Origin of the sequence: Streptomyces sp. NPDC020780 (assembly GCF_044334475.1) — a bacterium.
Classification (GTDB): Bacteria; Actinomycetota; Actinomycetes; order Streptomycetales; family Streptomycetaceae; genus Streptomyces.
In genome coordinates this window covers 353,045-379,293 of sequence record NZ_JBIRTB010000008.1, presented here as the reverse complement: position 1 = coordinate 379,293, position 26,249 = coordinate 353,045, and the positions used below count along the sequence as shown (strand labels likewise).

Annotated in this window: 25 protein-coding genes; 11 read left to right on the top strand and 14 right to left on the bottom strand. The window is 70.1% G+C overall.

The window, feature by feature from the left end; translation table 11 throughout:
* Positions 1-69: 69 nt before the first annotated feature.
* Positions 70-693, bottom strand: a complete 624-nt coding sequence (locus tag ACH4VO_RS18370; protein ID WP_360985828.1) for a histidine phosphatase family protein — start codon at positions 691-693, stop codon at positions 70-72.
* A gap of 189 nt (positions 694-882) precedes the next feature.
* Here ACH4VO_RS18370 and ACH4VO_RS18365 point away from each other — a divergent pair, with 189 nt between their 5' ends.
* The 5 genes from ACH4VO_RS18365 (at position 883) to ACH4VO_RS18345 (ending at position 5,783) form a co-directional block, all read left to right on the top strand.
* A complete protein-coding gene (locus tag ACH4VO_RS18365) occupies positions 883-1,284 on the top strand; it encodes a hypothetical protein (RefSeq protein WP_398440961.1) in 402 nt (133 codons plus the stop codon).
* Positions 1,281-3,062, top strand: a complete 1,782-nt coding sequence (locus ACH4VO_RS18360; protein WP_360985825.1) for an alpha/beta hydrolase — start codon at positions 1,281-1,283, stop codon at positions 3,060-3,062. Before ACH4VO_RS18365 ends, ACH4VO_RS18360 begins: the two co-directional genes overlap by 4 nt.
* Positions 3,063-3,160: 98 nt before the next feature.
* A complete protein-coding gene (locus tag ACH4VO_RS18355; RefSeq protein ID WP_360985822.1) occupies positions 3,161-3,616 on the top strand; it encodes a hypothetical protein in 456 nt (151 codons plus the stop codon).
* Positions 3,617-3,731: 115 nt separating this feature from the next.
* Complete coding sequence (locus ACH4VO_RS18350; RefSeq protein ID WP_360985932.1) at positions 3,732-4,721, top strand: bifunctional lytic transglycosylase/C40 family peptidase; 990 nt, start codon at positions 3,732-3,734, stop codon at positions 4,719-4,721.
* Between the two features lie 327 nt (positions 4,722-5,048).
* Complete coding sequence (locus tag ACH4VO_RS18345; RefSeq protein ID WP_360985819.1) at positions 5,049-5,783, top strand: phosphatase PAP2 family protein; 735 nt, start codon at positions 5,049-5,051, stop codon at positions 5,781-5,783.
* Positions 5,784-6,261: 478 nt separating this feature from the next.
* Here ACH4VO_RS18345 and ACH4VO_RS18340 read toward each other — a convergent pair whose 3' ends face one another.
* Complete coding sequence (locus ACH4VO_RS18340; RefSeq protein WP_360985816.1) at positions 6,262-6,453, bottom strand: hypothetical protein; 192 nt, start codon at positions 6,451-6,453, stop codon at positions 6,262-6,264.
* A 153-nt stretch (positions 6,454-6,606) separates the two neighbouring features.
* Here ACH4VO_RS18340 and ACH4VO_RS18335 point away from each other — a divergent pair, with 153 nt between their 5' ends.
* Both ACH4VO_RS18335 and ACH4VO_RS18330 read left to right on the top strand, forming a co-directional pair.
* Positions 6,607-7,539, top strand: a complete 933-nt coding sequence (locus tag ACH4VO_RS18335; RefSeq protein WP_360985929.1) for a hypothetical protein — start codon at positions 6,607-6,609, stop codon at positions 7,537-7,539.
* A gap of 294 nt (positions 7,540-7,833) precedes the next feature.
* The gene (locus tag ACH4VO_RS18330; protein ID WP_360985941.1) at positions 7,834-8,139 is read left to right on the top strand and encodes a hypothetical protein; all 306 of its coding nucleotides are present in this window, start codon (positions 7,834-7,836) and stop codon (positions 8,137-8,139) included.
* 93 nt (positions 8,140-8,232) lie between these two features.
* On the opposite strand, the gene ACH4VO_RS18325 is transcribed toward ACH4VO_RS18330, so the two are convergent.
* Positions 8,233-8,580, bottom strand: a complete 348-nt coding sequence (locus ACH4VO_RS18325) for a metal-sensitive transcriptional regulator (RefSeq protein WP_360985813.1) — start codon at positions 8,578-8,580, stop codon at positions 8,233-8,235.
* Between the two features lie 222 nt (positions 8,581-8,802).
* Here ACH4VO_RS18325 and ACH4VO_RS18320 point away from each other — a divergent pair, with 222 nt between their 5' ends.
* Complete coding sequence (locus ACH4VO_RS18320) at positions 8,803-9,423, top strand: DUF47 domain-containing protein (RefSeq protein WP_069171443.1); 621 nt, start codon at positions 8,803-8,805, stop codon at positions 9,421-9,423.
* 5 nt (positions 9,424-9,428) lie between these two features.
* Positions 9,429-10,427, top strand: a complete 999-nt coding sequence (locus ACH4VO_RS18315; RefSeq protein WP_360985809.1) for an inorganic phosphate transporter — start codon at positions 9,429-9,431, stop codon at positions 10,425-10,427.
* 166 nt (positions 10,428-10,593) lie between these two features.
* Here the strand turns inward: ACH4VO_RS18315 and pstB are convergent, their stop codons facing one another.
* The 11 genes from pstB to mshD all read right to left on the bottom strand — a co-directional run bounded on the left by pstB (position 10,594) and on the right by mshD (position 22,799).
* Positions 10,594-11,370: a phosphate ABC transporter ATP-binding protein PstB gene (pstB, locus tag ACH4VO_RS18310; RefSeq protein WP_360985806.1), complete on the bottom strand. Its 777-nt coding sequence runs from the start codon at positions 11,368-11,370 to the stop codon at positions 10,594-10,596.
* Positions 11,371-11,409: 39 nt separating this feature from the next.
* Entirely contained in the window at positions 11,410-12,498 is a 1,089-nt protein-coding gene (gene pstA, locus ACH4VO_RS18305; RefSeq protein ID WP_360985803.1) for a phosphate ABC transporter permease PstA, read from the bottom strand.
* On the bottom strand, positions 12,495-13,487 hold the full coding sequence (pstC, locus tag ACH4VO_RS18300) for a phosphate ABC transporter permease subunit PstC (RefSeq protein WP_360985800.1): 993 nt from the start codon (positions 13,485-13,487) through the stop codon (positions 12,495-12,497). The genes pstA and pstC overlap by 4 nt, the downstream gene beginning before the upstream one ends.
* A 130-nt stretch (positions 13,488-13,617) precedes the next feature.
* Complete coding sequence (gene pstS, locus ACH4VO_RS18295) at positions 13,618-14,754, bottom strand: phosphate ABC transporter substrate-binding protein PstS (protein WP_360985797.1); 1,137 nt, start codon at positions 14,752-14,754, stop codon at positions 13,618-13,620.
* Positions 14,755-15,574: 820 nt separating this feature from the next.
* Positions 15,575-15,994 (bottom strand): NUDIX hydrolase, encoded by a 420-nt coding sequence (locus tag ACH4VO_RS18290; protein WP_360985794.1) that lies wholly within the window; start codon positions 15,992-15,994, stop codon positions 15,575-15,577.
* Entirely contained in the window at positions 15,991-16,980 is a 990-nt protein-coding gene (locus ACH4VO_RS18285) for a CHAD domain-containing protein (RefSeq protein ID WP_360985791.1), read from the bottom strand. The genes ACH4VO_RS18290 and ACH4VO_RS18285 overlap by 4 nt, the downstream gene beginning before the upstream one ends.
* A complete protein-coding gene (locus ACH4VO_RS18280; RefSeq protein ID WP_360985788.1) occupies positions 16,967-19,219 on the bottom strand; it encodes an RNA degradosome polyphosphate kinase in 2,253 nt (750 codons plus the stop codon). Before ACH4VO_RS18280 ends, ACH4VO_RS18285 begins: the two co-directional genes overlap by 14 nt.
* Positions 19,220-19,501: 282 nt before the next feature.
* Positions 19,502-20,476, bottom strand: a complete 975-nt coding sequence (locus ACH4VO_RS18275; RefSeq protein ID WP_360985785.1) for a hypothetical protein — start codon at positions 20,474-20,476, stop codon at positions 19,502-19,504.
* Positions 20,473-21,375 carry an ABC transporter ATP-binding protein gene (locus tag ACH4VO_RS18270; protein ID WP_360985782.1) on the bottom strand — a complete coding sequence of 301 codons (903 nt, stop codon included), beginning with the start codon at positions 21,373-21,375 and terminating at the stop codon, positions 20,473-20,475. Before ACH4VO_RS18270 ends, ACH4VO_RS18275 begins: the two co-directional genes overlap by 4 nt.
* Positions 21,372-21,782, bottom strand: coding sequence for a GntR family transcriptional regulator (locus ACH4VO_RS18265; protein ID WP_360985779.1), 411 nt, complete (start codon positions 21,780-21,782; stop codon positions 21,372-21,374). The genes ACH4VO_RS18270 and ACH4VO_RS18265 overlap by 4 nt, the downstream gene beginning before the upstream one ends.
* A gap of 93 nt (positions 21,783-21,875) precedes the next feature.
* Complete coding sequence (mshD, locus tag ACH4VO_RS18260) at positions 21,876-22,799, bottom strand: mycothiol synthase (protein ID WP_360985776.1); 924 nt, start codon at positions 22,797-22,799, stop codon at positions 21,876-21,878.
* A gap of 376 nt (positions 22,800-23,175) precedes the next feature.
* Between mshD and ACH4VO_RS18255 the strand changes: the two genes are divergently transcribed.
* Both ACH4VO_RS18255 and ACH4VO_RS18250 read left to right on the top strand, forming a co-directional pair.
* On the top strand, positions 23,176-24,993 hold the full coding sequence (locus tag ACH4VO_RS18255) for a bifunctional metallophosphatase/5'-nucleotidase (RefSeq protein ID WP_360985773.1): 1,818 nt from the start codon (positions 23,176-23,178) through the stop codon (positions 24,991-24,993).
* A gap of 363 nt (positions 24,994-25,356) precedes the next feature.
* Entirely contained in the window at positions 25,357-26,247 is an 891-nt protein-coding gene (locus tag ACH4VO_RS18250; protein ID WP_360985770.1) for a phosphatidylinositol-specific phospholipase C, read from the top strand.
* Positions 26,248-26,249 lie beyond the last annotated feature (2 nt).

The window sequence follows — 26,249 nt, the reverse complement described above, 5'->3', positions numbered from 1 at the left end:
CCCCGAACTGTGGTGATACGTCCCGGTAAACCATCCGTCCGGGGGACAGCCATGCCCGGTGCCCGATTCCTACAGGCGCAGCTCCGGAGGGAAGCCGGTCCAGCGGAGTTCCGGTGGAAGGTGGCCCATGTCGTTGACGACGAGCGGTGTGGCGGGCCTGCCCGGGGTGTACCGGATGACGGTCAGTGCCGCGTTGGCGTGGTTGAGGCCCATCCACCGCCAGGCGGGGGCGTCGAGAGCGTCGCGCACCAGCCAGGCGGCCAGGAAGGCGTGGGTGACCAGCAGTTCGTGGCGGGGCTCGTCGCCGTCGACGGGGCCGGTGAACCGCGCCAGCGCGGTCCGGACCAACTCGGGGCCGTGCTCGCGTTCCCGGGCCGAGAAGCCGTCCAGGAAACCGAGCAGGCGGTCCGCCGACGCGGGCGGGATCTCGTCGCGTCGCGGGACGTACGGGATGTAGTCCCCGGCCGGTTCCGACGGATGCAGCGGGACGTCGCCGAGCTGCTCCCCGATCAGCCGGGCGGTCTCGACGGCTCGCGGCAGCGGGCCGTGGTGGACGGCGGAGAAGGGGACGTCCGCGAGGCGCCGGCCGAGCAGCACGGCTTGGCGCCGGCCGTTCTCCGTCAGCTCGGTCTCGTCCGGTGATGCCTCGGCGTGCCGGGCTATGTAGAGATGACGGGTGGCGGCTGCGCTCACGGGGTGTCCTCGGCTGTGAGGCGGAACATGCGGTCGCGGAGGTGGACGGGGTGCCCGGGACCCGTGGTTCCTTGTCCCGCGTTCGGGTGACATCGGCGCGGACGTTTCCTTGGGAGGCCGGGGGCGACCGGCATCCGCTCGGGACCGTCCGGCGTGTCGGGTACGTCGGATTTGGCACAGTGCCGCTCCGTGATCAGGAACGGGGTGAGCGGTGTGTCCGTGGTGCGGAGGCTGAGTGACCTGGCGGGGCCGGGTGGGGGGAGTGGTGGCCGCCCGGCGCTGAGGCACAGCGACGGTCCGTGGCTGCGGGCCGCCGGGGGTACGGAGGGGCTGGTCACGCAGCTGGGGCCGGTGCGGACCGAGTTGGCGGCGGCGCACGAAGGGCTGGTCGCGGGGGCCGGTGCGCTGAAGGCGCTCGCGGAGCTGGATGCCGTACGGGAGTCCTGGCAGCGGCGGATCGAGGCAGCGCGGGGCGAGTGCGGCAGCCTGGCCGGGAAGCTGCGAGCCGTGGCCCGGGCGCAGGGCGAGACGAACGAGGCAGTGCGGTCGTCGTTCGCCCCGGTGGCCGGTCGCACCGGCGGTGAGCGGTGACGCCGACCCTTACCTGGGCGCAGCTACGGGACGTGCGGTGTGCCGAACTGGAGGGTGCGGCCGACGGTTGGGGCAGGACGAGCAACCGTGCGGACGCCGCGCGGGACCGGATCGAGCAGCACCTGCTGACCGGGCTGCGGGACACCCAGGAGGGCGAGGCGGCGGAGTCGGCGGTCGCCCGGCTGCGCAGGCTGGGCCGGAACCTGCAGTACGTGTACACGGAGTGCGGGCTGGTCCGTACGACGCTGAACAGCCTGGCCCACGAGTTGAGGGCGCAGCAGCGGGCGCTGATGGAGGCGCTGGACGATGCGGAAGCGCTGCGGTTCACGGTGCACGCGGACGGGTCGGTGACGTACCCGGAGGCCGGCGAAGGGCTCCTCGACGGCAGACCGCTCAAGGGCGGTACGGCTTCATCGGCTACGCCGGGACTGGTGCCGCCCTCGGGGCTGGTCGCGCCGAATCCCCACGTGGCCAAGGCCCAGGACATCGCGGACCGGGTGGCGAAGGCCGTGCGGACGGCAGCCGAGATCGACTGGCGGTTCACCCGCATCCTGCGGGAACTGAAGGCCGAGGAGGGCCTCAAGGTCCCGGACTCGACGTGGAAGGACGCGGCGGGCGACGCGGCTGCGGTACGCGACGCGGCGGCGGGCTACCTGAAGTCGGGCATCCCGCACGACGCGACGCCGGCCGAGCGCCGGGACTGGTGGCGCGGGCTGACCCAGGAACAGCGCGAGGAGTACCTCGCCGTGTATCCGGACCAGATCGGCAACCTGGACGGCATCCCCGCCCTCGTCCGGGATGCGGCGAACCGGGACAACCTGCAGTTGCTGATCGGCAAGCTGGAGGGCCGCGACGACGCGAGGTCGGTCACCCAGCTGGCGGGGCTCCGCGAGATCGACCGGCAGTTGTCGGCGGGGACCGGTCCGGGCAGGCCACCAATACTGTTGCTCGGAATTGCGGACGAAGGGAATGGGCGAGCAATTATCTCCTACGGTAACCCGGATACAGCGAAGAACGTTTCTTCCTACGTTCCTGGCCTGAATACTTCACTGGACGAAGACTTTGCAAAGAATGACCTCAAGCGAGCCTTCGATACAGCCAAGGGGACGCGGTTTTTCGATCCATCTGGTGCGGCGGTTGTGTGGCTTGGATATGACGCGCCCCAGTTGATTGACGGGAGGGCGAGTTTCGCAGTCGCGGGAGAAGGTAGAGCGGAGAAGGGTGGGGCGGCTTTTAGTGAATTTATGGAGGGAATGGCCGCTACGAACGAGAACCAGGATCCTCACCTGACTGCAATTGGTCATTCATATGGTTCGCGCACTGTCGGCGCTGCCGCTCGCCAAGATGGGGGGATGCCAGGCGTGGACGATATCATTCTCGTCGGCAGCCCTGGTGTCGGCGTGGATCGCGCAGAAGACCTTGGAGTCGGAGCTGGGCACGTATTTGTGGCAGCAGCGAAGAATGACCCCGTCCCCAAGATGCCGTCTCCGCAGCAGGCGGCCGTGGGCGCAGCGACAGGACCCTTCGGGCTTCTTGTGGGCAGTATGGCCGACCGGGGGAATGACGATACTTGGTTTGGCAAAGATCCGGCCAGCGAGGCATTTGGCGCGAGGCGCTTCCATGTGGCCGAAGGGCCACCGGTGGTCGGCCCTGACGGAATTTCCTTGGCTTCACATTCTGGCTATTTCGATGCCCCGAAGGGCTCGATCGGTGCAAGTAGCATTTCGATGATTGCGGCGGGTCGTGCGGACAAGGTGAAAATGGAGGAGCAGCGCTAATGCGTCGTTACGGAAATGTGACCCTTCTACTACTCCTCTACTTTCTGATTACCGCCTGTGTTGATCCTGGAAGGCGGAATCAGGATGAAAAGGTGGGCATGGACATGCAGGAGGCGGCAGATCGCGAGGATGAGATCCTTAACTCCGTGCTGCGCGCGTTCAATCCAGAAGTGCACTGGACTCACGATGCGACGAGTTTGGGTAGTTGCGAGGTCACTCGCAGGCGCACCGTGATGACAATCATCTCCGAGCAACGCCGCGGTAGCTTTCTGGGCGTTGCTGATCGCTTCTGGCGAAAAAGTGGTTACCGAATCAATACCATCAACAATGACCCAGATTTTCCCGCCATCTTCGCTCAGACCGAGGACGGCTTCGGCGTCAGCTTGATCGTCGGGGGCGAGGGGCAGGTGTTCTTCGAGGTCGACAGTCCCTGCGTCAAGGAGTCCAAGGTGGCCGAGTCCACCACCAAGCCCACCGCGCCCCTGTACGAGGGGATGGAGAACATCCCCCGCCCCAACATCCGCTCCCCCTTCTGGTCGGCCGGCGCCCCCTGACCCCCCGTAGCCGCCCCTGACGCCCCCTCATGCTTCTCTCCACCCGCACACACCAGCGAATCGCGCCCTTAACGGCGCCCGAATGGGGGATGGTTGGGGTGTGCGGAAATACTGGGTGTTCGTCGGTGGTGGGATCGGGCTCGGCCTGTGCTTCATCGCCCTGCTCGTCGTCGGCACGTACTCCGCCGCTGCCGGGATCAGCGGGGCGGGTGGGGCGGTGGGGCTGGTCAAGGGTGCTGTGCCGTCTCGGTACCAGCCGCTCGTGGAGAAGTGGGGTGGCCTCTGTCCCGCGATCAACCCGGCGCTCCTGGCCGCGCAGTTGTATCAGGAAAGTGGCTGGAATCCGCGTGCTCAGAGTCCGGCCGCCGCGCAGGGCATCGCTCAGTTCATCCCCGGGACCTGGGCCACGCACGGCATCGACGGGGACAAGGACGGGGACCGGGACGTCTGGGATCCGGCCGACGCGATTCCGTCGGCCGCCTCCTACGACTGCGAGCTCGCCGGATACGTCAAGAAGGTCCCGGGCGATCCGACCGACAACATGCTCGCCGCGTACAACGCCGGGGCGTACCGGGTGATCAGGTCGGGCGGTGTGCCCGCGATCGCCGAGACCCAGAACTACGTCAAGATCATCCGTTCCCTGGAGAAGAGCTTCGCGAGGCCGGTCGGCCGGGTGCAGCCGTCGCAGCAGGCGGCTGGGGCCATCTACTTCGCGCAGAAGAAGCTCGGCACCCCGTATCTCTGGGGCGGTAACGGCACGGCCGACCAGGGAGGACGGTTCGACTGCTCCGGGTTGACCCAGGCCGCGTACCGGACCGTCGACATCGAGTTGCCCCGGGTGGCGAACGACCAGTACAACGCCGGTCCGCATCCCTCGCGGGACGAGCTGCTCCCCGGCGACCTGGTGTTCTTCTCGGATGACCTGGCCAACTCACGGGCCATTCGCCATGTGGGCCTCTACGTGGGTGGCGGGTACATGATCAATGCGCCGTACACCGGGGCCGTCATCCGATTCGACAAGATCGACACCCCTGACTACTTCGGTGCCACCCGGGTCACCAAGGAGGGGGCCGCTGCCCTTCCGACGGCGCTCCCGGAAAGCTGACTGGGAGGGCCGGCCGCGGAGCTGACGGAGGGTCGGACGTGGCCGGAACTCTCCGTAAAGCCTGGGCCCTGAGCTGCGACGACGAGTCACTCTTCGATAACGTCATGGTGATCATTCGGTGGAGAGCGGAACGTCCGGTGCCGTCACGTCGTTCCCTGGACTGGGACAGCATGCGCACTGACCACGCGGCGACCGGGCCAGGGCAGGCACGCGTCACCGCATCGCGATGACACGCAGTACTGAATCCGCACCGACCACGGGGGTCCGACCAAGGCGGCGCACGGCGTTGTGCGGCGCAGCAGAAGACAAGGCAAGGGGCCGCAGCAGATGGCTGGACTCGCACTCGATGGGTCGAACCCGGACGTCAGCCTGCTCTACGACATCAATGGGCTGGCGAAGGCCGCTCCCGCCTGGTTCGACCGGGTCATGGAGTTCGTCGGTGAATACGGGATCATGCTCGGCATGGTCCTGGTGGTCCTGTGGTGCTGGTGGAGCGTTCGCCGACGCGGGACGACCGAGGACTCGGTGACAGCGGTCGCTGGGCTGGTCTGGGCGCCTCTCGCCGCCGGAATCGCGTTGATCATCAACATCCCGATCCGGGGGTTCGTGGAGAGGCCCCGCCCGTTCAACGATCATCAGGGGCTGGATGTCCTGGTCGCGGGCAAGGAGGACTTCTCCTTCGTCAGCGACCACGCGACGATGGCGATGGCCATCGGCGTCGGCCTCTTCGTGGCCAACCGCAAGTTCGGTCTGGCGGCGATCGCGCTGGCTCTCCTGGAGGGTTTCTGCCGCGTGTACATGGGCGTGCACTACCCGACCGATGTGATCGGCGGCTTCGCTCTCGGTACGGCGGTGGCCCTCCTGCTCGCCCCGCTGGCGATGATGATGCTGACCCCTCTGGTGGGGGCCGTGGCCCGTGCCGGATCGGTCGGACGGCTCGTCCGCTCGCGCATGCCTGCCACCGCAGGGGCCGACGGGCAGGACGAGCCGCGGGGGATTCCCGAGCCGCGCCCGGGATCGGGCCGGGGCGGTTCGCCCGACGAGAAGGATCTCGCCGCCTAGGTGCTGTCCGGCCGGCCTGGCCGGAGGTTCGCGCTGAACGTCGGAGTGCGGGGGGGGGGCGTCCCTGAGGGGGCGCCCCCCCCCCGCACTCCTGCTGGGGCTGGCCGCCCCGAGTGCCTCTCAGCTCAGTCGGGAATCGGCGTACGTCTCGGCGTACGTCTCGATGGCGTCACGCTGATAGGCGGCCAGGCCCGGGGCGATCGCCGCGTAGGCCGCCTGCCATGGGGAGTTGTCCACGCAGGAGCGGCTGCAGGCCGATGTCGTCGTGCCGGCGGGTACGGCCGTCCCGCCCGGCATCCGGGCGACTTCCGAGATCGGCCAGGCCCTCGCCGTCCTCTCTCACGAACGCTCTGACAGGGCCGGTTTCTCCGGCCCTGTCAGGACGGTGGAAGCCGCCGCGGCGGCAACCGCAAGCCCCGTGTGCGGGAGGGCGAGGCGGAGGCGGAGGTGTACGCCACGGGCTCCTCGGGGAGTGCGGTCAGGCAGCCGGGCCGGTGGTGGCCGCGCGGTGGTCGTCGGCGTCCGTGCGGGCCCGGTCGCGGGAGCGCCGGGCCGCTCCCGACCAGCCGCAGGTGCAGCGGGCCAGGCAGAACGATCCCCGTTCGACGGTGGTGGTGGTGTGTGCCGGCGCGGGGGCGTGGGCGGCCGGGCCCGAGGTCTCCTCATACACGCGTCCACGGTACTGGCGGCGGCCCGTGGCCGTACGCGCGTGGGCCGAACGGCTTCCCGAAGGGCCCTGTCGGCGTGACGGGGGGACCGGGTGGTCGTTAGGCGTGGCGGGCGGGAGTTCGGTCAGGTGGTCGTCGTTGGAAGTTGGCAGGCGATGGTGGTGCGGCAGCGCAGGTGCGGAGGCGGGGCACTGGCTGTCTGCGCCGTGGCCGTGGCGGGCGTGATGGCGGCGGGCACCGGGTGTTCCGGTACCGACGGTGCCGGCGGGGACCCGGCCGGGGAGCGGGCCGTGGCCACCGACCGTGCCGGCGGGAACCCGGCCGGGGAGCGGGCCATGGCCACCGACGGTGTCGTCGGGGATGCGGCAGCCGTGGTCCGCCGGGCTGCCGCGATGCTGGCCGGTGCGGGCACCGCCGAGGCGCGTACGTCGATGGAGACCGCGGCGGGCGGGACGCGGGTCACCATCAGGGGGCAGGGCGCTTACGACTTCCGCAAGCAGCTCGGCCGGATCGAGGTCGTGCTGCCGAAGGACGCCGCAGGGGCGGACGCGCACCGGCCGATCACCGAACTGCTGGCTCCCGGGGCGCTGTACATGAAGAACCGGGGAGCTGGTGTGCCTGCCGGGAAGTGGGTCCGTATCGATACGACGGTCCTGGAGGACGGCAACCTCGTCACCGGTGGGGTGACCGACCCGATGGCCGCCGCCGAGCTGCTGCGTGGCGCGGGCAGGGTGGCATACGTCGGACGGACGGAGCTGGCCGGGGTGGCGGTGCGTCACTTCCGTGGGACAGCGGATCTCGGGCGTGCGGCGCTGGCCGCTTCACCGTCCTCACGCGGCGCGCTGACCGCGGCGGCGAAGGGGTTCGGCACGGACGCCGTCCGGTTCGACGCCTACCTGGATGACGACGGCCTGCTGCGGAAGGTGCGGCACCGCTTCAGCTTCGCGACCGGGGGCCCGGCGGCCGCGGTGGTGTCGACGTTGTTCCTCCATCGCTTCGGTGTGCCGGTCTCCGTGGAGCTGCCCCGCGACGCGGACATCTACACGGGCCGGATCCAGCAGAGCGGGAATGGCCCGGAAACACCGTAGGGGGGCCGGGAACACCGTAGGGAGGGGATCGAAATGACCCGTCCGTGCCATGCGCGGTGCACACCGCGCTCCCTACGCTAGGGGCTGTCCCGTCATCTCCGGTGGAACAGCGCACGGCGTCGGACGCTGTGCGTCGCACGGCGGAGGGGCGTCCGCATACCGGATGTATCCGGGCGTTCCGGCAGCGCGGCGAGGTGCCGCGGCTGTCGTCGTGTGCCCGTCCGGGGTGCGGGCCAGCCCTTGGGGAGTCGGTGCGCCAGGATGCGGCGACGGCAGAGAGAGGTGACGCAGGTGGTGACGCTCAGCGCTTCGCACGCTCAGGACTGTGTGGCCCTGGCCGAGATCGAACTCTGCGGCGAGCTCATGATCGCGGCGTCGGCCGCGCTGGAGGACCGGCTCAGTCACGACCGTATCGACGAGGTGCTCAACGTCAGACAGGACGCCGACGCGGTGATCGGGGTCGGGCAGGATCCCGACGCGGTGATCGACGTCACGCGGGGCGCCGCCTCGGTGATCGACCTCGGGCAGGGCGCCGACGCGGTGCTCGACGAGCCCGCCCCGCGCGTCCCCCGGCAGTCACACTCCGTCCGCCGGGGGTGAACTGCGGCACCCGCCCGCCCGGACGTCCTGACGGGGCCCCGGAGCAGGGCGGGCACCTCTGCGGAGCGCGGTGCGGGCGGCCCGCCCCGCGGCTCAGGTGCGGAGCAGGCGGGCGATCGCCTTCGTGGCCTCTTCGACCTTCGCGTCGATCTCGTCACCGCCCTTGACGGCCGCATCGGCGACGCAGTGGCGTAGATGCTCCTCCAGCAGCTGGAGTGCGAAGGACTGCAGGGCCTTCGTCGAGGCCGAGACCTGGGTGAGTATGTCGATGCAGTAGACGTCCTCGTCCACCATCCGCTGCAGGCCGCGGATCTGCCCCTCGATGCGGCGCAGCCGCTTGAGGTGCTCGTCCTTCTGGTGGTGGTAGCCGTGGATGCCGCGGTCGTGGTCGGTGACGACCGCTTCCGTGCCGGCCGCCTCGCCGGCCTCGGTGGTGGTCATGGGGGTCCTCCCGTTGTCCTCTTGCCCTGCCGTCTGTATACCGGTCCGCGCCGTCTGTATACCCCCGCCCCGTATATGGTAACGAATCGCGCCGAAACGTGACCGGGGGTCCGTGCTGATCACTGTGCCCGATGCGCGACACTGAAGAACGCCGGTTAGCCGTGGCCGGATGATGCGCCTAGCATCAGCCTGACCGAAACCAAAGCACCCCGAGGACCCCACGTGCGCTTTCGTCTGACCCCCAGGGAGACGAGCTTCTACGACATGTTCTCCGCATCCGCGGACAACATCGTCACGGGCTCGAAACTCCTGATGGAACTGCTCGGGGCGGATTCTGCCTCCCGAGTCGAGATCGCGGAGCGCATGCGGGCAGCGGAGCACGCGGGGGACGATGCCACCCACGCGATCTTCCACCAGCTGAACTCCTCGTTCATCACGCCCTTCGACCGCGAGGACATCTACAACCTGGCCTCGTCGCTCGACGACATCATGGACTTCATGGAGGAGGCCGTCGACCTGGTCGTGCTGTACCAGATCGAGGAGCTCCCGAAGGGTGTGGAGCAGCAGATCGAGGTGCTGGCCCGGGCCGCTGAACTGACCGCAGAGGCCATGCCGAACCTGCGGACCATGGACAACCTCACCGAGTACTGGATCGAGGTCAACCGCCTGGAGAACCAGGCCGACCAGATCCACCGCAAGCTGCTGGCCCATCTGTTCAACGGCAAGTACGACGCCATGGACGTGCTGAAGCTGAAGCAGATCGTGGACGTGCTGGAAGAGGCGGCCGACGCGTTCGAGCACGTCGCCAACACCGTGGAGACCATCGCGGTCAAGGAGTCCTGAACCTCGTGGACACCTTTGCGCTGATCGTGACCATCGGTGTCGCGCTCGGCTTCACGTATACGAACGGCTTCCACGACTCGGCGAACGCCATCGCCACCTCGGTGTCCACCCGGGCGCTGACGCCGCGTGCGGCTCTGGCGATGGCCGCTGTGATGAACCTCGCAGGCGCGTTCCTGGGCCAGGGGGTCGCCAAGACCGTCAGCGAAGGCCTCATCGCGACCCCCGAGGGCCAGAAGGGGATGGGCATCCTCTTCGCGGCGCTGGTCGGGGCGATCATCTGGAACCTCGTCACCTGGTACTACGGTCTGCCGTCCTCGTCCTCGCACGCGCTGTTCGGCGGCATGGTCGGCGCGGCGCTGGCCGGCGGGACGATGGTGCACTGGGACGGCGTGCTCGAGAAGATCGTCATCCCGATGTTCCTCTCGCCGATCGTGGGGCTGTTCGTCGGTTACCTCGTGATGGTCGCGATCATGTGGATGTTCCGCAACGCCAACCCGCACAAGGCCAAGCGTGGTTTCCGCATAGCGCAGACGGTCTCGGCGGCGGGGATGGCGCTGGGGCACGGTCTGCAGGACGCCCAGAAGACGATGGGCGTCGTGGTGATGGCCCTGGTCATCGCCGACGTCGAGGGTCCGAACGACGAGATTCCGGTCTGGGTGAAGATCGCTTGTGCGGCGATGCTGTCCCTGGGTACGTACGCGGGCGGCTGGCGCATCATGCGGACGCTCGGCCGCAAGATCATCGAGCTGGACCCGCCGCAGGGATTCGCGGCGGAGACCACCGGTGCGTCGATCATGTTCGGCTCGGCCTTCCTCTTCCACGCTCCGATCTCCACGACTCATGTGATCACTTCGGCGATCATGGGTGTGGGCGCCACGAAGCGGGTGAACGCGGTGCGCTGGGGGGTGGCCAAGAACATCATCCTGGGGTGGTTCATCACGATGCCGGCCGCGGCCCTGGTCGCCGCGCTCAGCTACGGGGTAGTGGTCCTGCTCTTCGGCTGACCGGCGGGCCGTGCGCCCCGCCGGCCCCGTCCGGCCTGTGAGTCCGCCGGGCCACCACCGTCACACGTACGGAAATGGGTCCGCCCCTACTCCCTTCCCAGGGAGCGGGGGCGGACCCGTTGCCTTGTGGTGGCACCGCCATGCAGCACCCCAAGGCCGTCTGGGGTTATCCGAAGCGGCCCGAGATGTAGTCCTCGGTCGCCTGCACGGACGGGTTGGAGAAGATCCGCTCCGTCTCGTCGATCTCGATCAGCCGCCCGGGCTTGCCGACCGCCGAGAGGTTGAAGAAGGCCGTACGGTCGGAGACGCGTGCCGCCTGCTGCATGTTGTGCGTCACGATGACGATCGTGAAGCGCTCCTTCAGCTCGCCGATCAGGTCCTCGATGGCGAGGGTCGAGATCGGGTCGAGCGCCGAGCACGGCTCGTCCATCAGCAGCACGTCGGGTTCGACGGCGATGGCACGGGCGATGCACAGGCGCTGCTGCTGGCCGCCGGACAGGCCGGAGCCGGGCTTGTTCAGGCGGTCCTTGACCTCGTTCCAGAGGTTGGCGCCCTTGAGGGACTTCTCGACGATCTCGGACAGCTGGTTCTTGCGGTAGGAGCCGTTCAGCCGGAGGCCGGCGGCGACGTTGTCGAAGATCGACATGGTCGGGAACGGGTTCGGCCGCTGGAAGACCATGCCGACCGTGCGGCGCACGGTGACGGGGTCGACCCCGGCGCCGTAGAGGTTCTCGTCGTCCAGCAGCACCTTGCCCTCGACGCGGCCGCCGGGGGTGACCTCGTGCATACGGTTCAGGGTGCGCAGGAAGGTGGACTTGCCGCAGCCGGACGGGCCGATGAAGGCGGTCACGGAGCGGGGTTCCACGGTCATCGAGATGTCCTCGATGGCCTTGTGGGAGCCGTAGTAGGCGGTGAGTCCGCCGACGTCGATGCGCTTGGCCATGTGAATCACTGCTTCTTTCGGAGGTCGCTGATGGCCGCGTCAGCGACCGGTCTTCGGGGCCTTCCAGCGGGCGATGCCGCGGGCCACGAGGTTGAGGATCATGACGAAGGCGATCAGGACCAGGGCGGCGGCCCAGGCGCGGTCGTAGGAGGCGGCCTCGCCGATCTTGTACTGCTCGTAGATGTAGAAGGGCAGCGAGGACTGGGCGCCTTCGAAGGGGTTCGTGTTGATCAGCTGGCTGCCGAAGACCAGCAGGATGATCGGTGCGGTCTCGCCGGCGATACGGGCGATGGCGAGCATGACACCCGTGGTGATGCCGCCGATCGCGGTCGGCAGGACCACCTTCAGGATGGTGCGCCACTTCGGGATGCCCAGGGCGAGGGAGGCCTCGCGGAGCTCGTTGGGGACGAGCTTGAGCATCTCCTCGGTGGAGCGGACCACGACCGGGATCATCAGGATGGTCAGGGCCAGGGCGCCCATCAGACCGGACGGCTCCAGGCCGGCGATCAGCATGATCGACAGGATGAAGAGGCCGGCCACGATGGACGGGATGCCCGTCATCACGTCGACGAAGAAGGTGACGGCGCGGGCGAGGCCGCCCTTCCCGTACTCCACCAGGTAGACCGCCGTCAGCAGGCCGAGCGGGGCGGAGATCACCGTGGCGATACCGACCTGCTCCAGGGTGCCGATCAGCGCGTGGTAGACACCGCCGGTGGCCTCCGAGCCGAGGACCCCGGCCATGGAGTGGGTGAGGAAGTAGCCGTCCAGGCGTTCGGAGCCGCGGCTGACGGTCGTCCACAGCAGCGAGGCGAGCGGGACGACGGCGACCAGGAAGCACACCCAGACGACGCTGGTGGCGAGGCGGTCCTTGGCCTGGCGCTGGTTCTCGACGACGGTGGTCGCCACGTACGAGATGGCCAGGAAGAGCAGGGCGGCGATCAGACCCCACTGGACGCGGCTCTGCCATCCGGCGGCCGTGCTGATGCCGATGGCGAGCGCGACGGACAGGGCGGCGAAGCCGAGCGGGGCCCAGCGGGGGAGGCTGCGGCTGCTGAGGCCGGTCCCGCGGGTACCCGGCGGGGTCTGCGGAGGGGCGTCCTGGACGTTGGTGGTGGTGGCGTTGCTCATGCGTTGGCCCCCGAGTACTCCTTGCGGCGGGCGATGATGAGCCGGGCCGCGCCGTTGACCAGCAGGGTGAGGACGAACAGGACGAGACCCGAGGCGATCAGGGCGTCCCGGCCGAAGGCGTCGGCCTCGCCGAACTTCGCGGCGATGTTCTGGGCGAAGGTGCCACCGCCCGGGTTGAGCACGTGCAGCGAGATCAGGAAGCTCGGCGACAGGACCGTGGCGACGGCCATCGTCTCGCCGAGCGCGCGGCCCAGGCCCAGCATCGAGGCGGAGATGATGCCGGACCGGCCGAAGGGCAGGACCGAGAGGCGGATGACCTCCCAGCGGGTGGCTCCGAGGGCGAGCGCGGCTTCCTCGTTCATCTTCGGGACCTGGAGGAAGACCTCGCGGCTGACACTGGTCACGATCGGCAGGATCATGATCGCGAGCAGGATGCCGACGGTGAAGAGCGAGCGGGCGACGCCGACCTCGGTCTTCTCGAAGATGTACGTCCAGCCGAAGAACTGGTCGAGCCAGAGGTTCAGGCCCTCCAGGTACGGCACGAGGACGAGAGCGCCCCAGATGCCGTAGACGATGCTGGGTACGGCGGCGAGCAGGTCGACGACGTACGCGAGGGGGGCGGCCAGCTTGCGCGGCGCGTAGTGCGAGATGAAGAGGGCGATGCCGACAGCGACCGGGACCGCGATGACCATCGCGATGATCGAGCTGACGACGGTGCCGAAGAGGAGGACCGCGATGCCGAAGACCGGCGGGTCACCGGCCGGGTTCCAGTCGAAGGTGGTGAAGAAGTTGCCTTCGTCCTTCGAGATGGCCGTCGCGGCACGGTAGCTGAGGAACACGGCGATCGACGCCATGATCAGCAGCAGCAGGATGCCCGAACCCCGCGAGAGGCTCAGGAAGATCTTGTCGCCCGCGCGCCCGGTGGACCCGGGGCGCCGTGGTGGGGCCGGCGGGGCCGGCGGTATGTCGAGCTGAGTGGTGGAAGCCATGGTCTTTCCGGTCTGTGTGGGGGAGCCTGCGGGCTCCCCTGGCGGCGGTGCACCGGATCGGTCGGTGGCCGGGGCGGTCCGGAGGGGTGTTCCGGACCGTCCCGCCCTGTTTCGTCGTGCGGTTCCCTGGTTACGAGAGGGCGCCGATGGTCTCGCGGACCTTGGCGTTGATCTCGGCCGGGATCGGGGCGTAACCGGCCTCCGTCAGGACCTTCTGGCCCTCGTCGGAAGCGGTGTACGTGAGGAAGGACTTGACGGTGCCGAGGGTGTCGGCCTTGTTGCCGGAGTCGCAGACGACCTCGTACGTCACCAGGACGATCGGGTAGGCGCCCTCGGCCTTGGTGGTGTAGTCGAGGTCCAGCGCCAGGTCCTTGCCGGTGCCCTTGACCTTGGCGGCGGCGATGGCCTTGGAGGCGTTCTCCGAGGTGGCCTTCACCGGGGTGGCGCCACCGGTGTTGATGTCCACCGTGCTGATGTCCTGCGAGGCGGCGTAGGACAGCTCGAAGTAACCGATCGAGCCGTCGACCGCCTTCACCTGGGAGGCGACACCGGAGGAGCCGGACGCGGCCTGGCCACCGGGGGCCGGCCACTTCTTCTCGGCCTCGTACTTCCAGTCGCTCGGGGCCGCGGCGCCCAGGTACTTGCCGAGGTTCTGCGTGGTGCCGGAGTCCTCGGAGCGGTGGAAGGGCTGGATCGCCTTGTCCGGGAGCTTCGCGCCCTTGTTGAGCGCGGCGATCGCCGGGTCGTTCCACTTCTTGATCTTGGTGTCGAAGATCTTGGCGAGCGTGGGGGCGTCCAGCGTCAGGCTGTCGACACCCTCGAGGTGGAAGCCGACCGCGATCGGGCCGCCGACCATCGGGAGGTTGATGCCCTGGCCCGTCTTGCAGATCTTCTTGGAGTCGGCGACCTCCTCCGGCTTGAGCGCCGAGTCGGAGCCGGCGAAGCCGACGGTGCCCTGGTTGAAGGCCACGATGCCCTCGCCGGACGAGGAGGAGTTGTAGTTGATCTCCACGCCGGAACAGGCGGCCATGTAGTTCTTGACCCAGAGGTCCATCGCGTTCTTCTGCGCGCTCGACCCGGAGGCGCGGAGCTGGCCCTTGGCGTCGTCGCACTTGATGTTCGACGCGGCGGCGCTGGTCTTCTTGCCGCCTCCGTCCGGGCTTCCGGTGTTGTCGTCCGAACCGCACGCCGTGAGGACCAGGGCGCCGGAGACGGCGAGGGCACCGAGCGCGGTGGCACGAAGCCGGTTCTTGCGCTGAAGCTTCACTTTCGGGGTGTTCCTTCCAGGAGCCGCCGCGGCCGGGGGTGCGAGGCGGCGTGCGATGAGGAAAGGTGCGGTGGCTTGGCGCCGTGCACCGTGTACGTCCGAAATTAGGCAGAAGAGGTGAAGCCGCCTACGGGGCAGAGTGAACGGCAGGTGAACCGTGCTGGGCGGGCTGGTTCCGGGGGGCCTGGCGCGGGGGCCTGGCGCGGTGGGGGGCGGTGGGGTGGTCCGGGGGCGGGCCTGGTGCGGGGCGGCCTGGTCCGGGGGCGGGCCTGGTGCGGGGCGGCCTGGTCCGGGGGCGGGCCTGGTGCGGGGCGCGGGGTTCCGTCCTCAAGCGCCGGACGGGCTTGGTGGTGCCGGCACCTGCGGGGTGGGGCTCCTCCGGGGGTGCCGGGCCGATCGTGGGTGGGGCCCGGGGGCCCTCCGGAGTGTCTCCTCGGGTGACGAACGTTTCCAGCTCCACGCGAGCCTGCCCAGGAATGCGTTCGTCACCCTGCGGGGACCCTCCTGCACGCCCCCGGACCGGCCGTTCCCGGCCCGGCGGGTGGTGGTGGGTCGGGGTGGTCCGGGGGTGGGGTCGGTGGGGGCCTCGCTCGGGTGGACCGTTATCCACCCTCGGCGGGTGGTTGGTGGGGGAGGTGGGGTGAGTCTGGTGGTGGGGTGGGTCTGGTGGTGTTCTGCGGGCCGGTTGTTTCCCGTTCCGGCGGGTGGGGGCACGGGTCCGGGGCGGTTGCCTGGTGGTGTTGTGCGCTCCCTGTTCGGCTCTGGTGATGGTGGGGCTGCTGGGGGTTCCGGGTCGGTCGGTGGGGTGCTCGGGTGGGGGTCAGGTTGGGGGGAGGGTGCTCAGGAACGCGGCCAGCTGGATGCGGTCGCCGGGGCGGGTGAGGCGGTTGCGGGCCGCGGCGGGGGAGAGCCAGGCCAGGCGGTCGACCTCGTTGCCGGGGACGAAGGTGCCGTCCGTCGCCTCGGCCGCCCAGTAGCTGACCACCTTCGGGCGCCCGTTCGCCGTGTACCGGGCCGTGGGCAGTGCGGCGCCAGGGACGCAGTGGTGGCCTGTTTCTTCCAGGACCTCGCGCAGGGCGGCCTCCGCGGGGGTTTCGCCGCGCTTCAGTTTGCCTTTGGGATACGACCAGTCGTCGTAGCGGGGGCGGTGGACCAGGCAGATCTCCAGGCCGCCGTCCGGGGAACGGCGCCACAGGACGCAGCCCGCGGCCCGGACGGGGGTTCGGTCGCGGGGGGTCATGACGCCGGTACGGCCGTCGCGTACGGCCAGGTCTCGCGGAACACGGCGCGCGCCGCCTCCACCTCGTGCCGCTGGTCGGCGTGGAGGACGCCCAGGGCGTACGCCGTCGCCGGGGCGATCCGGGGGGTGCGCGCCGCCGCTGCCGCGGCCCCCGCCGCCTCGGCGGCGTCCCGGTGCAGGTCGAGCGCCCGCCCCGCCCCGGCCAGGACCGGATCGGGTGCGCCCTGGACCACCTCGTGCGCGTACCGGTGCAGCCGCAGGAGCAGGCGGGCCTGGTGCCAGAGGGTGTCGTGGCCCTCGTTGTACGGTTCGGCCCCCTCGTCGGGCGGCAGCGCGGCGACCGCGGCGAGCATGCGCTCCTCGGCCAGTTCCGCCGGGGCGCGCAGCAGGTCTGCTGCGGGACCCGCGGCCGCGGGGACGAGGGGGACCTCGGAGGCGAGCAGGGCCACGGCGTCGGCGACGGCGTGGAAGCGGGAGGAGCCGAGCGCCTGGAGGGCGGCCGAGTGGGCTCGGGTCCGGGCGAGGGTCAGCCGACGTTCGAGGAGCGCCCCGGCACGGGCCGCGCCCACGCCGAGGGCCGCGCGTGCGGTGTCACCGTCTCCGCCCGACGAGGTGGCGGTGCGGGCGGCGGGGAGCGCGGTGCCGGAGAGCTGGTGCAGGGCCTCCAGCAGCCGTCCTAGCCGGGTGGCGTACGCGTGTTCGCGGGCCAGGGTGCCGGAGAGCCAGGACAGTTCCGTACGGAGCTGGTCGGCCCAGGCCGGGTCGAGCGCGGACCGGAAGGTGTGGAGCGTGCCGCTGATGCGGCGGGCGGCGTGGCGCAGGGCCGCGGCGGCCTCCTCGGCCCCATGGGTGCCGGCGTCCGTCGGGGCGCTGTGCTCGCGGTGCAGGCGCAGGCCGCGGAGGAAACCGGCGGCCTGTTCGGACAGGTAGGGGGCGAGGACCGTCTCGGCGGACAGCGTCGTCGTGTGGTGGTCAGGGCGTCGCACGCCGGCGCCTCCGGGCGTCAATGAGCATCTCTTGTACGTGCCGCAGTGGCTGGCCGTCCGCGTCCGTGGCGTGCCGGGTCCAGTTCCCGTCGGGTCCCAGGTGCCAGGAGGAGGTGGTGTCGGACATGCCTGTTTCCAGGAGCCTGCTGAGCGCGGCGCGATGCGCGGGGTCGGTGACGCGGACCAGTGCTTCGATCCGGCGGTCGAGGTTGCGGTGCATCATGTCGGCGCTGCCGAACCACACTTCGGGCTCACCGCCGTTGCCGAAGGCGAAGACCCGGGAGTGTTCGAGGAAGCGGCCCAGTATGGAGCGGACCCGGATGTTCTCGGAGAGCCCGCTGACGCCGGGGCGGATCGCGCAGATGCCGCGTACCCAGATGTCGACCGGTACGCCAGCCTGTCCGGCCCGGTAGCAGGCGTCGATGATCGCCTCGTCGACCATGGAGTTGACCTTGATGCGGACGTAGGCGGGACGGCCCGCGCGGTGGTGGGTGATCTCCTTGTTGATGCGGGCGATCAGGCCGTCCCGCAGGGACTTCGGGGCGACCAGCAGGCGGCGGTAGGTCTCGCGGCGTGAGTATCCGGAGAGCCGGTTGAAGAGGTCCGAGAGGTCCGCGCCGACCTGGGGGTCGGCGGTGAGCAGGCCGAGGTCCTCGTAGAGCCGGGCCGTCTTGGGGTGGTAGTTGCCGGTGCCGACGTGGGAGTAGCGGCGCAGGGTGTCGCCCTCCTGGCGGACGACGAGCGACAGCTTGCAGTGGGTCTTGAGTCCGACCAGGCCGTAGACGACGTGGCAGCCGGCCTCCTCCAGTTTGCGGGCCCACTTGATGTTGGCCTGCTCGTCGAAGCGTGCCTTGATCTCGACGAGGACGAGGACCTGCTTGCCGGATTCGGCGGCGTCGATGAGGGCGTCCACTATCGGCGAGTCGCCGGAGGTCCGGTACAGCGTCTGCTTGATCGCGAGCACGTCGGGGTCGCCCGCCGCCTGTTCCAGGAACGCCTGGACGGAGGTCGAGAAGGAGTCGTACGGGTGGTGCAGCAGCACGTCGCGTTCGCGCAGGGCGGCGAAGATGTCCGGGGCGGAGGCCGACTCGACCTCGGCGAGGTCGCGGTGGGTGCCCGCGATGAACTTGGGGTACTTCAGTTCCGGGCGGTCCAGGGACGCTATGCCGAACAGTCCGGTGAGGTCGAGGGGCCCGGGCAGCGGGTAGAGCTCCGTCTGGGAGATGTTCAGCTCGCGTACGAGGAGGTCCAGGACGTACGGGTCGATGGACTCCTCGACCTCCAGGCGGACCGGCGGGCCGAAGCGGCGCCGCATGAGCTCCTTCTCCAGGGCCTGGAGCAGGTTCTCGGCGTCGTCCTCCTCGACCTCGAGGTCCTCGTTCCTGGTGACGCGGAACATGTGGTGGGCCAGGACCTCCATGCCCGGGAAGAGCTCTTCGAGGTGGGCCGCGATGATGTCCTCGATCGGGACGTACCGCTGCGGGGACGCCTCCAGGAAGCGGGTCAGCAGCGGCGGCACCTTGACGCGGGCGAAGTGGCGGTGGCCGCTGACCGGGTTGCGGACGACGACGGCGAGGTTGAGGGAGAGCCCGGAGATGTACGGGAAGGGGTGTGCCGGGTCCACGGCCAGCGGGGTCAGTACGGGGAAGACCCGCTGCCGGAAGAAGGTGAAGAGGCGGGCCTGCTCCTTCTCGGTCAGTTCGGGCCAGCGGATCAGCTGGATGCCCTCGTCCGACAGCGCGGGCGCGACGTCCTGCTGGTAACAGGCGGCGTGCCGGGCCATGAGCTCGCGGGAGCGGGTCCAGATCAGGTCGAGGACCTCGCGGGGCTGCAGCCCGGACGCGGAGCGGGTGGCGACACCGGTGGCGATGCGGCGCTTGAGGCCGGCCACCCGGACCATGAAGAACTCGTCCAGGTTGGAGGCGAAGATCGCGAGGAAATTAGCCCGTTCGAGGAGGGGCGTGGTGGGGTCCTCGGCCAGCTCCAGAACGCGTTCGTTGAACGCGAGCCAACTGCGCTCCCGATCCAGGAAGCGGCCCTGCGGCAGCTCGTCGCCGTCGGCGTCGGGCTCGTACGCGTCCGCGTCGTTGTCCAGGTCGGGGTCGAGGCCGGGGGCCGTGGACAGACCGGCGGACACGGACGAGGATCCGGCGACGGCCTGGGGCCGGTGCGCCGCGAGGGAGCCGACGGACGGCTGGGCGGGCGGGACCGGGACCTCGGAGCTGGGCTGCTGGCTCATGGCCCTATTGTTCCGCGCGTTCGGCTTCTCAGGCGCGTCGGAGCCGTTAAAGATCGCGGACGAGGCGGGGGCGGACGGCGAACCCCGGCCTCTCCCGTTGCGGGGGGTGGGCACAGCTGGCTGCATCCCGTCAGGGTCGCAAGCGTGGCTGAATGGACGGTAACGGCGACATGACGTGCAGGAAGCGGTGTGGCTGCGGGGCCGCGTCCGGTCACGGTGTGTGTTCCCCGTCCTGGGCTCCGGGCTCCCCCCGGAGGCCGGAGCCCAGGACGGGCGGCTGTGTCAGCCGTGGCGGCGGCGCAGCACCCGGAAGGCGAGCGCGAGGGCCAGGGCGGCGAGGGCGAGCAGGATGCCCGTCTCGACGAGCTGGAGGGGCCAGAAGTGGGAGGCGGGGTGGTAGTCGAGGTAGTGGCTGGTGATGTCGTGGTCGGTCACGCACCGGAGTCGGGCTGCCTCGGATCCGGCCGCCGAGCACAGGTCGGGCGGCAGCCGCTTGCCGCTGCTGTCGAGGTCGCCCACTTCCACCCACCAGATGCCCGACGCCACGTCCAGAGTCCGGCCGGACAACGTCCGTGGTGGCCACAGCCCGCCGCGGAGGTAGGTGAAGGCCGTGATCACCGCGCCGGTGACGAACGCGGAGACGGTCAGGGCGAGGACGGTGCGGCGCATCAGCAGTCCGGTGAGTGCTCCCACGCACAGGCTGAACACGAGGTAGGCGAAAGGCAGCGTGCCCGTGGTGGCGAAGGCCTGCCACGTATACCACTCGAAGGCGTAGGGGTTGTCCGAGGAGGACCGGGCCCAGAGCAGGGCGGACGACAGCGCAGCCGTACCCGCCATCAGCAGTACGGCCGGAACGGCGAGCTTGGCGACCAGCCAGCGTGCGGGCGATACCGACTGGGTCCAGGACACCTTGTAGGTGCCGCTCTCCAGTTCCCTGGCGATCAGGGGGCCGGCGACGAAGGCGCTGAGGAGCACGGGCAGGGCGACCAAGAGCACGGCGACATCGCCGAGGAGGTGGTCGTAGGTCGCCATGCTGTCCAGGTAATTGCGTGCTATCTGCATGCAGGCCCGGTTTCCGTCGGCACCGTCCACCCTGCAGCCGCTGGCCGCGAAGACGTCGGTGACACGGGACGACCGCAGGGTGAGGGCGGCCATGCCGAGGAGAGTGGCCAGCGCGATGCCGCCCGCGATCCGCAGGGGGAGACGGTGCTGGCGCACCAGCACGCGGACGGGGCCGCCGAGGGTGGGGGTGCTCATGCCGCAGCCACCTCCTCGCAGGCGCCGGCGCACGCGCTCGGGGTGAGCAGCGCCGGTGCGTCCGGGGAGCGGAGGTGGGCCAGGAGCAGGTCCTCCAGGGAGGGTTGGGTGACCTCCCAGACCCGGCCGTCGACCGGCCCTTCCTTCCGCACCAGAGCGGTGAGCTGGCGCCCTGTCGTGCGGGTCTCGACGACGGTGTGCGGGGCCAGGTCGCGGGCCTGGCCGGTGAGGACGGCGTGCGCGGCGACGATGTCGTCGCTCTCGCCGCCGAGCCGGACCCGGCCGCCGTCGACGAGCAGGACGTAGTCGCAGGCGCCCTCCAGCTCGGTGAGGATGTGCGAGGACATCACGATGGTGGTGGAGTGCTCGGCGGCCTCGGCCATGAGCACGCCCATGAGCTGGTGGCGGGCGAGCGGGTCGAGGTCGGCCATCGGCTCGTCCAGCAGCATCAGTTCGGGCCGCTTGCCCAGGGCGAGGGCGAGGGCGAGCCGGGTGCGCTGGCCGCCCGAGAGGGTGCGGACCCGGGCGTCCTGCGGGAGGGACCCGGCGACCCGGGCGGCAGCGGCGCTGTCCCAGACGGCGGGGTTGAGCTGTGCGCCGGCCCACAGGGTGTCGGCCACCGTGAGCTGCGGGTACAGGGGCTTGTCCTGGGAGACGTAGGCGATGCGGGCACGGGTCTCGTCGGGGTGGTGGGAGCCGAGGACGCGTAGCGTGCCCTCGGTCGGCCGGAGCAGGCCGGCCGCGAGGGCGAGCAGGGTGGACTTCCCCGCGCCGTTGGGCCCGACCAGGGCGCATATCCGTCCGGTGGGCAGCCGGAACGAGCAGTCGCGCAGCGCCCACCCGCGCTTTCGCCCGTAGGTCATACCGAGGCCGTTCGCCTCGATCGCGGCGCCTTTCATGCGTGCGGTTCCCCCTCGAAGGTGCTGTCCAGTACGGCGGTGAAGAGCGCGTGCACGTCGTCCTTGTCGAGTCCGGCGGCGCGTGCCCTGCGGGTCCAGTCGGTGAGTTCGGCGCGCAGGGGCGCGTCGGTGGTGACGGCGGCGCTGCCGAGGGTGCGGCGGACGAAGGTGCCGAGGCCGCGGCGCGCCTCGACGAGGCCCTCGCGTTCCAGTTCGCGGTAGGCCTTGAGCACGGTGTTGGGGTTGATGGCCGTGGCCTCCACGACCTCCCGGGCCGTGGGCAGGCGGTCGCCCGGCTCCAGGACACCCAGGCGCAGGGCCTGTTTGGTCTGCTGGACGATCTGGAGGTAGGTGGCGACGCCGCTGCGCCGGTCTATGCGGAATTCGACCGCTGCGGACTCGGCCATACTCACCACCCTTTCACTAATTGAGTAGTGAAAGGGTGGCGTAAGGCAGGGGCGGCGTCAAGTGGCGCCGCCCCTGCCATGTCTGACTACACGTCAGGATTCCGTGCGGTACATCAGGTCGGTCTCGTGCGTGACGAAGCCCATGCGCTCGTACACCGCGAGGGCGGCCGGGTTGTCGGCGTCGACGTAGAGCATCGCGGTGGGCAGGCCCTGGGCTGCCAGGTGGCGCAGTCCGATCGCGGTGAGCGCCTTGCCGAGGCCGCCGCCCTGGGCGTCGGGCCGGATACCGACCACGTACACCTCCCCGACGTTCTCCTCGGCGTGCACCTTCGTCCAGTGGAAGCCGATGAGCGCGCCGTCGCGCTCGGCGAGGAAGAAGCCCTTCGGGTCGAACCACGGCTCGGCCTTGCGGTCGTCCAGGTCTCGCTGGGTCAGGGAGCCCTGCTCGGGGTGGTGGGCGAACGCGGCCCTGTTGACCGCGAGCCAGGCCTCGTCGTCCTGGCCGGGTACGAAGGTGCGGAGGGTGACACCCGGGGGCAGGACCGGTTCGGCGATGGGGGGCGCGTCCAGCGGGCGGCGCAGCTGGCGCAGTTCGCGGAAGAGGGAGAGGCCCAGCACCTGAGCGAGGTGCCGGGCGGAGGACTTGCCGCCGTGGGCCCAGACCCGCAGCCGCTTCCCCGTCGCGGCCAGCAGGGCGGCCCCCAGGGCCCGTCCGTGCCCGCGCCCGCGGTGGGCCGGGTGGACGACGAGCTCGGCGGCGGGCGCCTCCACGGGGTCGGTGTCCTCCAGCTGCGCGTACCCGGCGAGGACGCCGTCGGCGGTGAGCAGGAAGTGCCGCACGCCCTCGCGGTGCCCGCCCCGGAGCTGCAGCCGGCCCTGCTCGGAGACGGCCTCCCTTCCGTCGGTCCGGGCGGCCTCACCGAGCAGCGCCAGGACGGCGTCGGCCTGCTCGGGGGTGAGCGCGTCGAGGGTCTGGATCGCACGTCCGGGGGCGGGGAGGGGTACGTCTGTCGTCATGGGGACGAGCGTACGGGGAGCTCGTGGGGCGGTGGGGGCGGTGAGTGCGCGACGGCTCCGCGCGCGGTCCGTTCGGGCGGTGTGGCCGGGTGCCCGGAGGGCGGTTTTCGGCCACCCGCTGTCCCGCGGTGTTCCGGGCGGCAGCTCGGGCGTCGGTCGGCTCTTCATGGGTGCCAGGCGGATGTCGCTCCTCCGGCGTCCGGGCTTGCGGTGCTTGCGCACCCGATGACACCTCTGTGTGCATATGTACGACCTACGGGTGATCGACCCCTTTCTGATGGGGCGGCAACCAGTTCGTAACCCCAAACACCTGTCGCGCTACGCGCGTTGACTCTAGGCTGCCGCACGCAGGATCCAGACACTCACAAGGGGACCGATGTCAGTCACTCCGCAGAAGAACCGCGTGTCCCGGCGGGTGCTCGCCGCCGCCGGCCTGGCCACCGTGGGCGCGCTCGTCGCCGCGATGCCGGCCGGGGCAGACGAACGGGCCCACGGTGACGGCCAGGGGCACGGTCACCCGGCCCGTACCGTCGACGTCCAGCTGCTGTCCTTCAACGACCTGCACGGCAACCTGGAGCCGCCGGCCGGTTCCGCCGGGTCGGTCAGCGAGAAGCAGGCCGACGGCACGGTGAAGTCGGTCCCGGCCGGCGGTGTCGAGTACCTCGCCACCTCGCTGCGCACCGCGCGCGAGGGCCACCCGTACTCCGTGACCGCGGCCGGTGGCGACATGGTCGGCGCCAGCCCGCTGCTGTCGGGGCTCTTCCACGACGAGCCCACCATCGAGGCGCTGAACAAGCTCGACCTCGACGTGACGGCCGTCGGCAACCACGAGTTCGACGAGGGGGCCACGGAGCTGGGCCGCCTGCAGAACGGCGGCTGCCACCCGGTGGAGGGCTGCTACGAGAAGGACAGGACGTTCGGAGGCGCGGACTTCCCCTATCTCGCCGCCAACGTCACCGACGAGAAGACCGGCAAGCCGGTCCTCAAGCCGTACACCGTCTGGAAGAAGGACGGCGTCAAGATCGGTTTCATCGGGGTGACTCTGGAGGGCACGCCGAACATCGTCACGGCCAACGGCGTCAAGGGCCTGAAGTTCCACGACGAGATCGAGACGGTCAACACGTACGCCAAGGAGCTCGACCGTCAGGGCGTCAAGTCCATCGTGGCGCTGATCCACGAGGGCGGGGCCCCGGCCTCCTCGTCGTACAACTACGACTGCGACAGCCCCGGTGCCGGCAGCGGCATCTCGGGGCCGATCGTGGACATCGCCAAGGGCATCACCCCGAAGGTCGACGCCCTGGTCACGGGCCACACCCACCAGGCATACGTGTGCACCGTCCCGGACCCGTCCGGCAAGCCGCGCATGGTGACGTCCGCCTCGTCGTTCGGCAAGCTCTACACGGACACGACCCTCACCTACGACCGCCGCACCAAGGACATCGTGCGTACGTCGGTGCGGTCGGCGAACCACATCGTCAGCCGGGACCAGGCCAAGGCCTCCGACATGACCGCGCTGATCGCCCGCTGGAACGCGCTCGCCGCGCCCATCGCGAGCCGTCCGCAGGGCTTCATCTCCGCCGACATCAACGGCCGCGGTTCCACGGCCCCGGAGAAGCCCCTCGGCGACCTGATCGCCGACGCGCAGCTGGAGGGTATGGCCCCGGCCGACAAGGGCGGTGCGGTCGTCGCGTTCATGAACCCCGGCGGCATCCGCTCGGACCTGGTGTACGCGGCGTCCGGCAGCGAGGGCGACGGAGTGGTGACGTACGGCGAGTCGTTCACCGTCCAGCCGTTCACCAACATGATGAACGTCGTCGACCTGACCGGTGCTCAGCTGGTCACCGCGCTCCAGCAGCAGGTCAGCGGCTCCAACGAGGCCTCCCCCAAGATCCTCCAGATCTCCCGGGGCCTCACCTACACCCTCGACATGACGAAGTCGGGCGCGGCCCGGGTGGTCGCGGACTCGATCCGGCTGAACGGTGAGGCGATCGACCCGGCGAAGACGTACCGCGTCGCCATGAACGAGTTCCTCGCGGGCGGCGGCGACGGCTTCGCGGCCCTCGGCCAGGGCACGAACAAGCTGGTCGGCCCGTCCGACCTGGACCTGTTCAACGCCTACCTGGCGGCCCACTCCACGGCCGAGGCACCGCTGGCCCCGCCGGCGGCGGACCGGATCACGGTCATCAAGGAGTAACCCCCGTACGCGGGTGAGCGGGGCGGTGGGCCGGCGGGCCCACCGCCCTTCCGCGTTTCCACGGCCTGTCCAGGGCGCCGGTCCGGACCGGACCGGCGTGAGCCGCACCGCCTTCCCGTACGGGTGACAGCCGTCCAGCACCGTCACCCCCGGACGACCACCACGCGACGCTGTCCGATGCGTGGATGCGTACGGCGTCCACGGGATTCCCCCGGCCCGCCCTGTGCGCGAACCATCTCCGGCGGCCGGCCGCCGTACTTCGTGATCTCCCGCCGGGACGGCCGTCGGCCCTGTTCCGGTAGTGACGTGCACCCGTCATAATCCGGAGGTCGACCCCCCACGGCAGACGGAGGCACCTTCCGCATGAGCCCGTACACCGCCAGTCGCCGGAACTTCCTGGCCGGCGCCCTCGCCGCCACCGCCACCGTCCTGATCGGCGCGGACCCCGCGGGCGCCGTGACCCGCCAGGCCCTCACCACCCAGGACTGGATGGGCGCCGTCCCCGGCACCACCGCGCTGCAACGCCTCACGATCCCCGGATCGCACGACTCCGGCGCCCGCTACGGTGGCCCCTGGACCGAGTGCCAGAACACCACGATCGCCGAGCAGTTGAACAGCGGCATCCGCTTCCTCGACGTACGGTGCCGGATCACCGGCGGCTCCTTCGCGATCCATCACGGGGCCTCGTACCAGAACCTGATGTTCGGCGATGTGCTGGGCGCCTGCTGGGACTTCCTGGCGGCCCACCCCACCGAGACCGTGCTGATGCGGGTCAAGCAGGAGTACTCGCAGGAGAGCGACGCGGCGTTCCGGGCGGTCTTCGACGACTACCTCGACAACAGGGGCTGGCGCCCGCTGTTCCGCATCGAGCCGTCGCTGCCCTCGCTGGGCGCCGCGCGCGGCAAGGTCGTGCTGCTGGCCGACAACGGCGGACTGCCCGGTGTCCGGTACGCCGATCCTGAACTCTTCGACATCCAGGACGACTACATGGCCGAGCCGTTCGCCAAGTACCCGAAGATCGAGGCGCAGTTCCGCAAGGCCGCCCAGCAGCCCGGCAAGCTGTTCATGAACTACGTGAGCACCGCCGCCCTGATGCCGCCGCGCTGGAACTCCGACCGGCTCAACCCGCAGGTGCACGCGTTCCTCGACGGGTCGGCGTCGGGCTGGACCGGCCTCGGCATCGTTCCGCTGGACTACCCGGCGACCCGGTCCGGCCTCGTCGAGTCGCTGATCCGGCACAACCCGGCGGGCTGAGG

Excerpts from the sequence above, each read along its gene's own strand:
- ACH4VO_RS18275 (WP_360985785.1), bottom strand. The coding sequence starts at position 20,476 with ATGAGCACCCCCACCCTCGGCGGCCCCGTCCGCGTGCTGGTGCGCCAG.
- ACH4VO_RS18250 (WP_360985770.1), top strand. The coding sequence starts at position 25,357 with ATGAGCCCGTACACCGCCAGTCGCCGGAACTTCCTGGCCGGCGCCCTC.
- ACH4VO_RS18335 (WP_360985929.1), top strand. The coding sequence starts at position 6,607 with ATGGTGGTGCGGCAGCGCAGGTGCGGAGGCGGGGCACTGGCTGTCTGC.
- ACH4VO_RS18255 (WP_360985773.1), top strand. The coding sequence starts at position 23,176 with ATGTCAGTCACTCCGCAGAAGAACCGCGTGTCCCGGCGGGTGCTCGCC.
- mshD (WP_360985776.1), bottom strand. The coding sequence starts at position 22,799 with ATGACGACAGACGTACCCCTCCCCGCCCCCGGACGTGCGATCCAGACC.
- ACH4VO_RS18355 (WP_360985822.1), top strand. The coding sequence starts at position 3,161 with ATGGACATGCAGGAGGCGGCAGATCGCGAGGATGAGATCCTTAACTCC.
- ACH4VO_RS18325 (WP_360985813.1), bottom strand. The coding sequence starts at position 8,580 with ATGACCACCACCGAGGCCGGCGAGGCGGCCGGCACGGAAGCGGTCGTC.
- ACH4VO_RS18290 (WP_360985794.1), bottom strand. The coding sequence starts at position 15,994 with ATGACCCCCCGCGACCGAACCCCCGTCCGGGCCGCGGGCTGCGTCCTG.
- ACH4VO_RS18280 (WP_360985788.1), bottom strand. The coding sequence starts at position 19,219 with ATGAGCCAGCAGCCCAGCTCCGAGGTCCCGGTCCCGCCCGCCCAGCCG.
- pstC (WP_360985800.1), bottom strand. The coding sequence starts at position 13,487 with ATGGCTTCCACCACTCAGCTCGACATACCGCCGGCCCCGCCGGCCCCA.
- pstA (WP_360985803.1), bottom strand. The coding sequence starts at position 12,498 with ATGAGCAACGCCACCACCACCAACGTCCAGGACGCCCCTCCGCAGACC.
- ACH4VO_RS18265 (WP_360985779.1), bottom strand. The coding sequence starts at position 21,782 with ATGGCCGAGTCCGCAGCGGTCGAATTCCGCATAGACCGGCGCAGCGGC.
- pstB (WP_360985806.1), bottom strand. The coding sequence starts at position 11,370 with ATGGCCAAGCGCATCGACGTCGGCGGACTCACCGCCTACTACGGCTCC.
- ACH4VO_RS18270 (WP_360985782.1), bottom strand. The coding sequence starts at position 21,375 with ATGAAAGGCGCCGCGATCGAGGCGAACGGCCTCGGTATGACCTACGGG.
- ACH4VO_RS18345 (WP_360985819.1), top strand. The coding sequence starts at position 5,049 with ATGGCTGGACTCGCACTCGATGGGTCGAACCCGGACGTCAGCCTGCTC.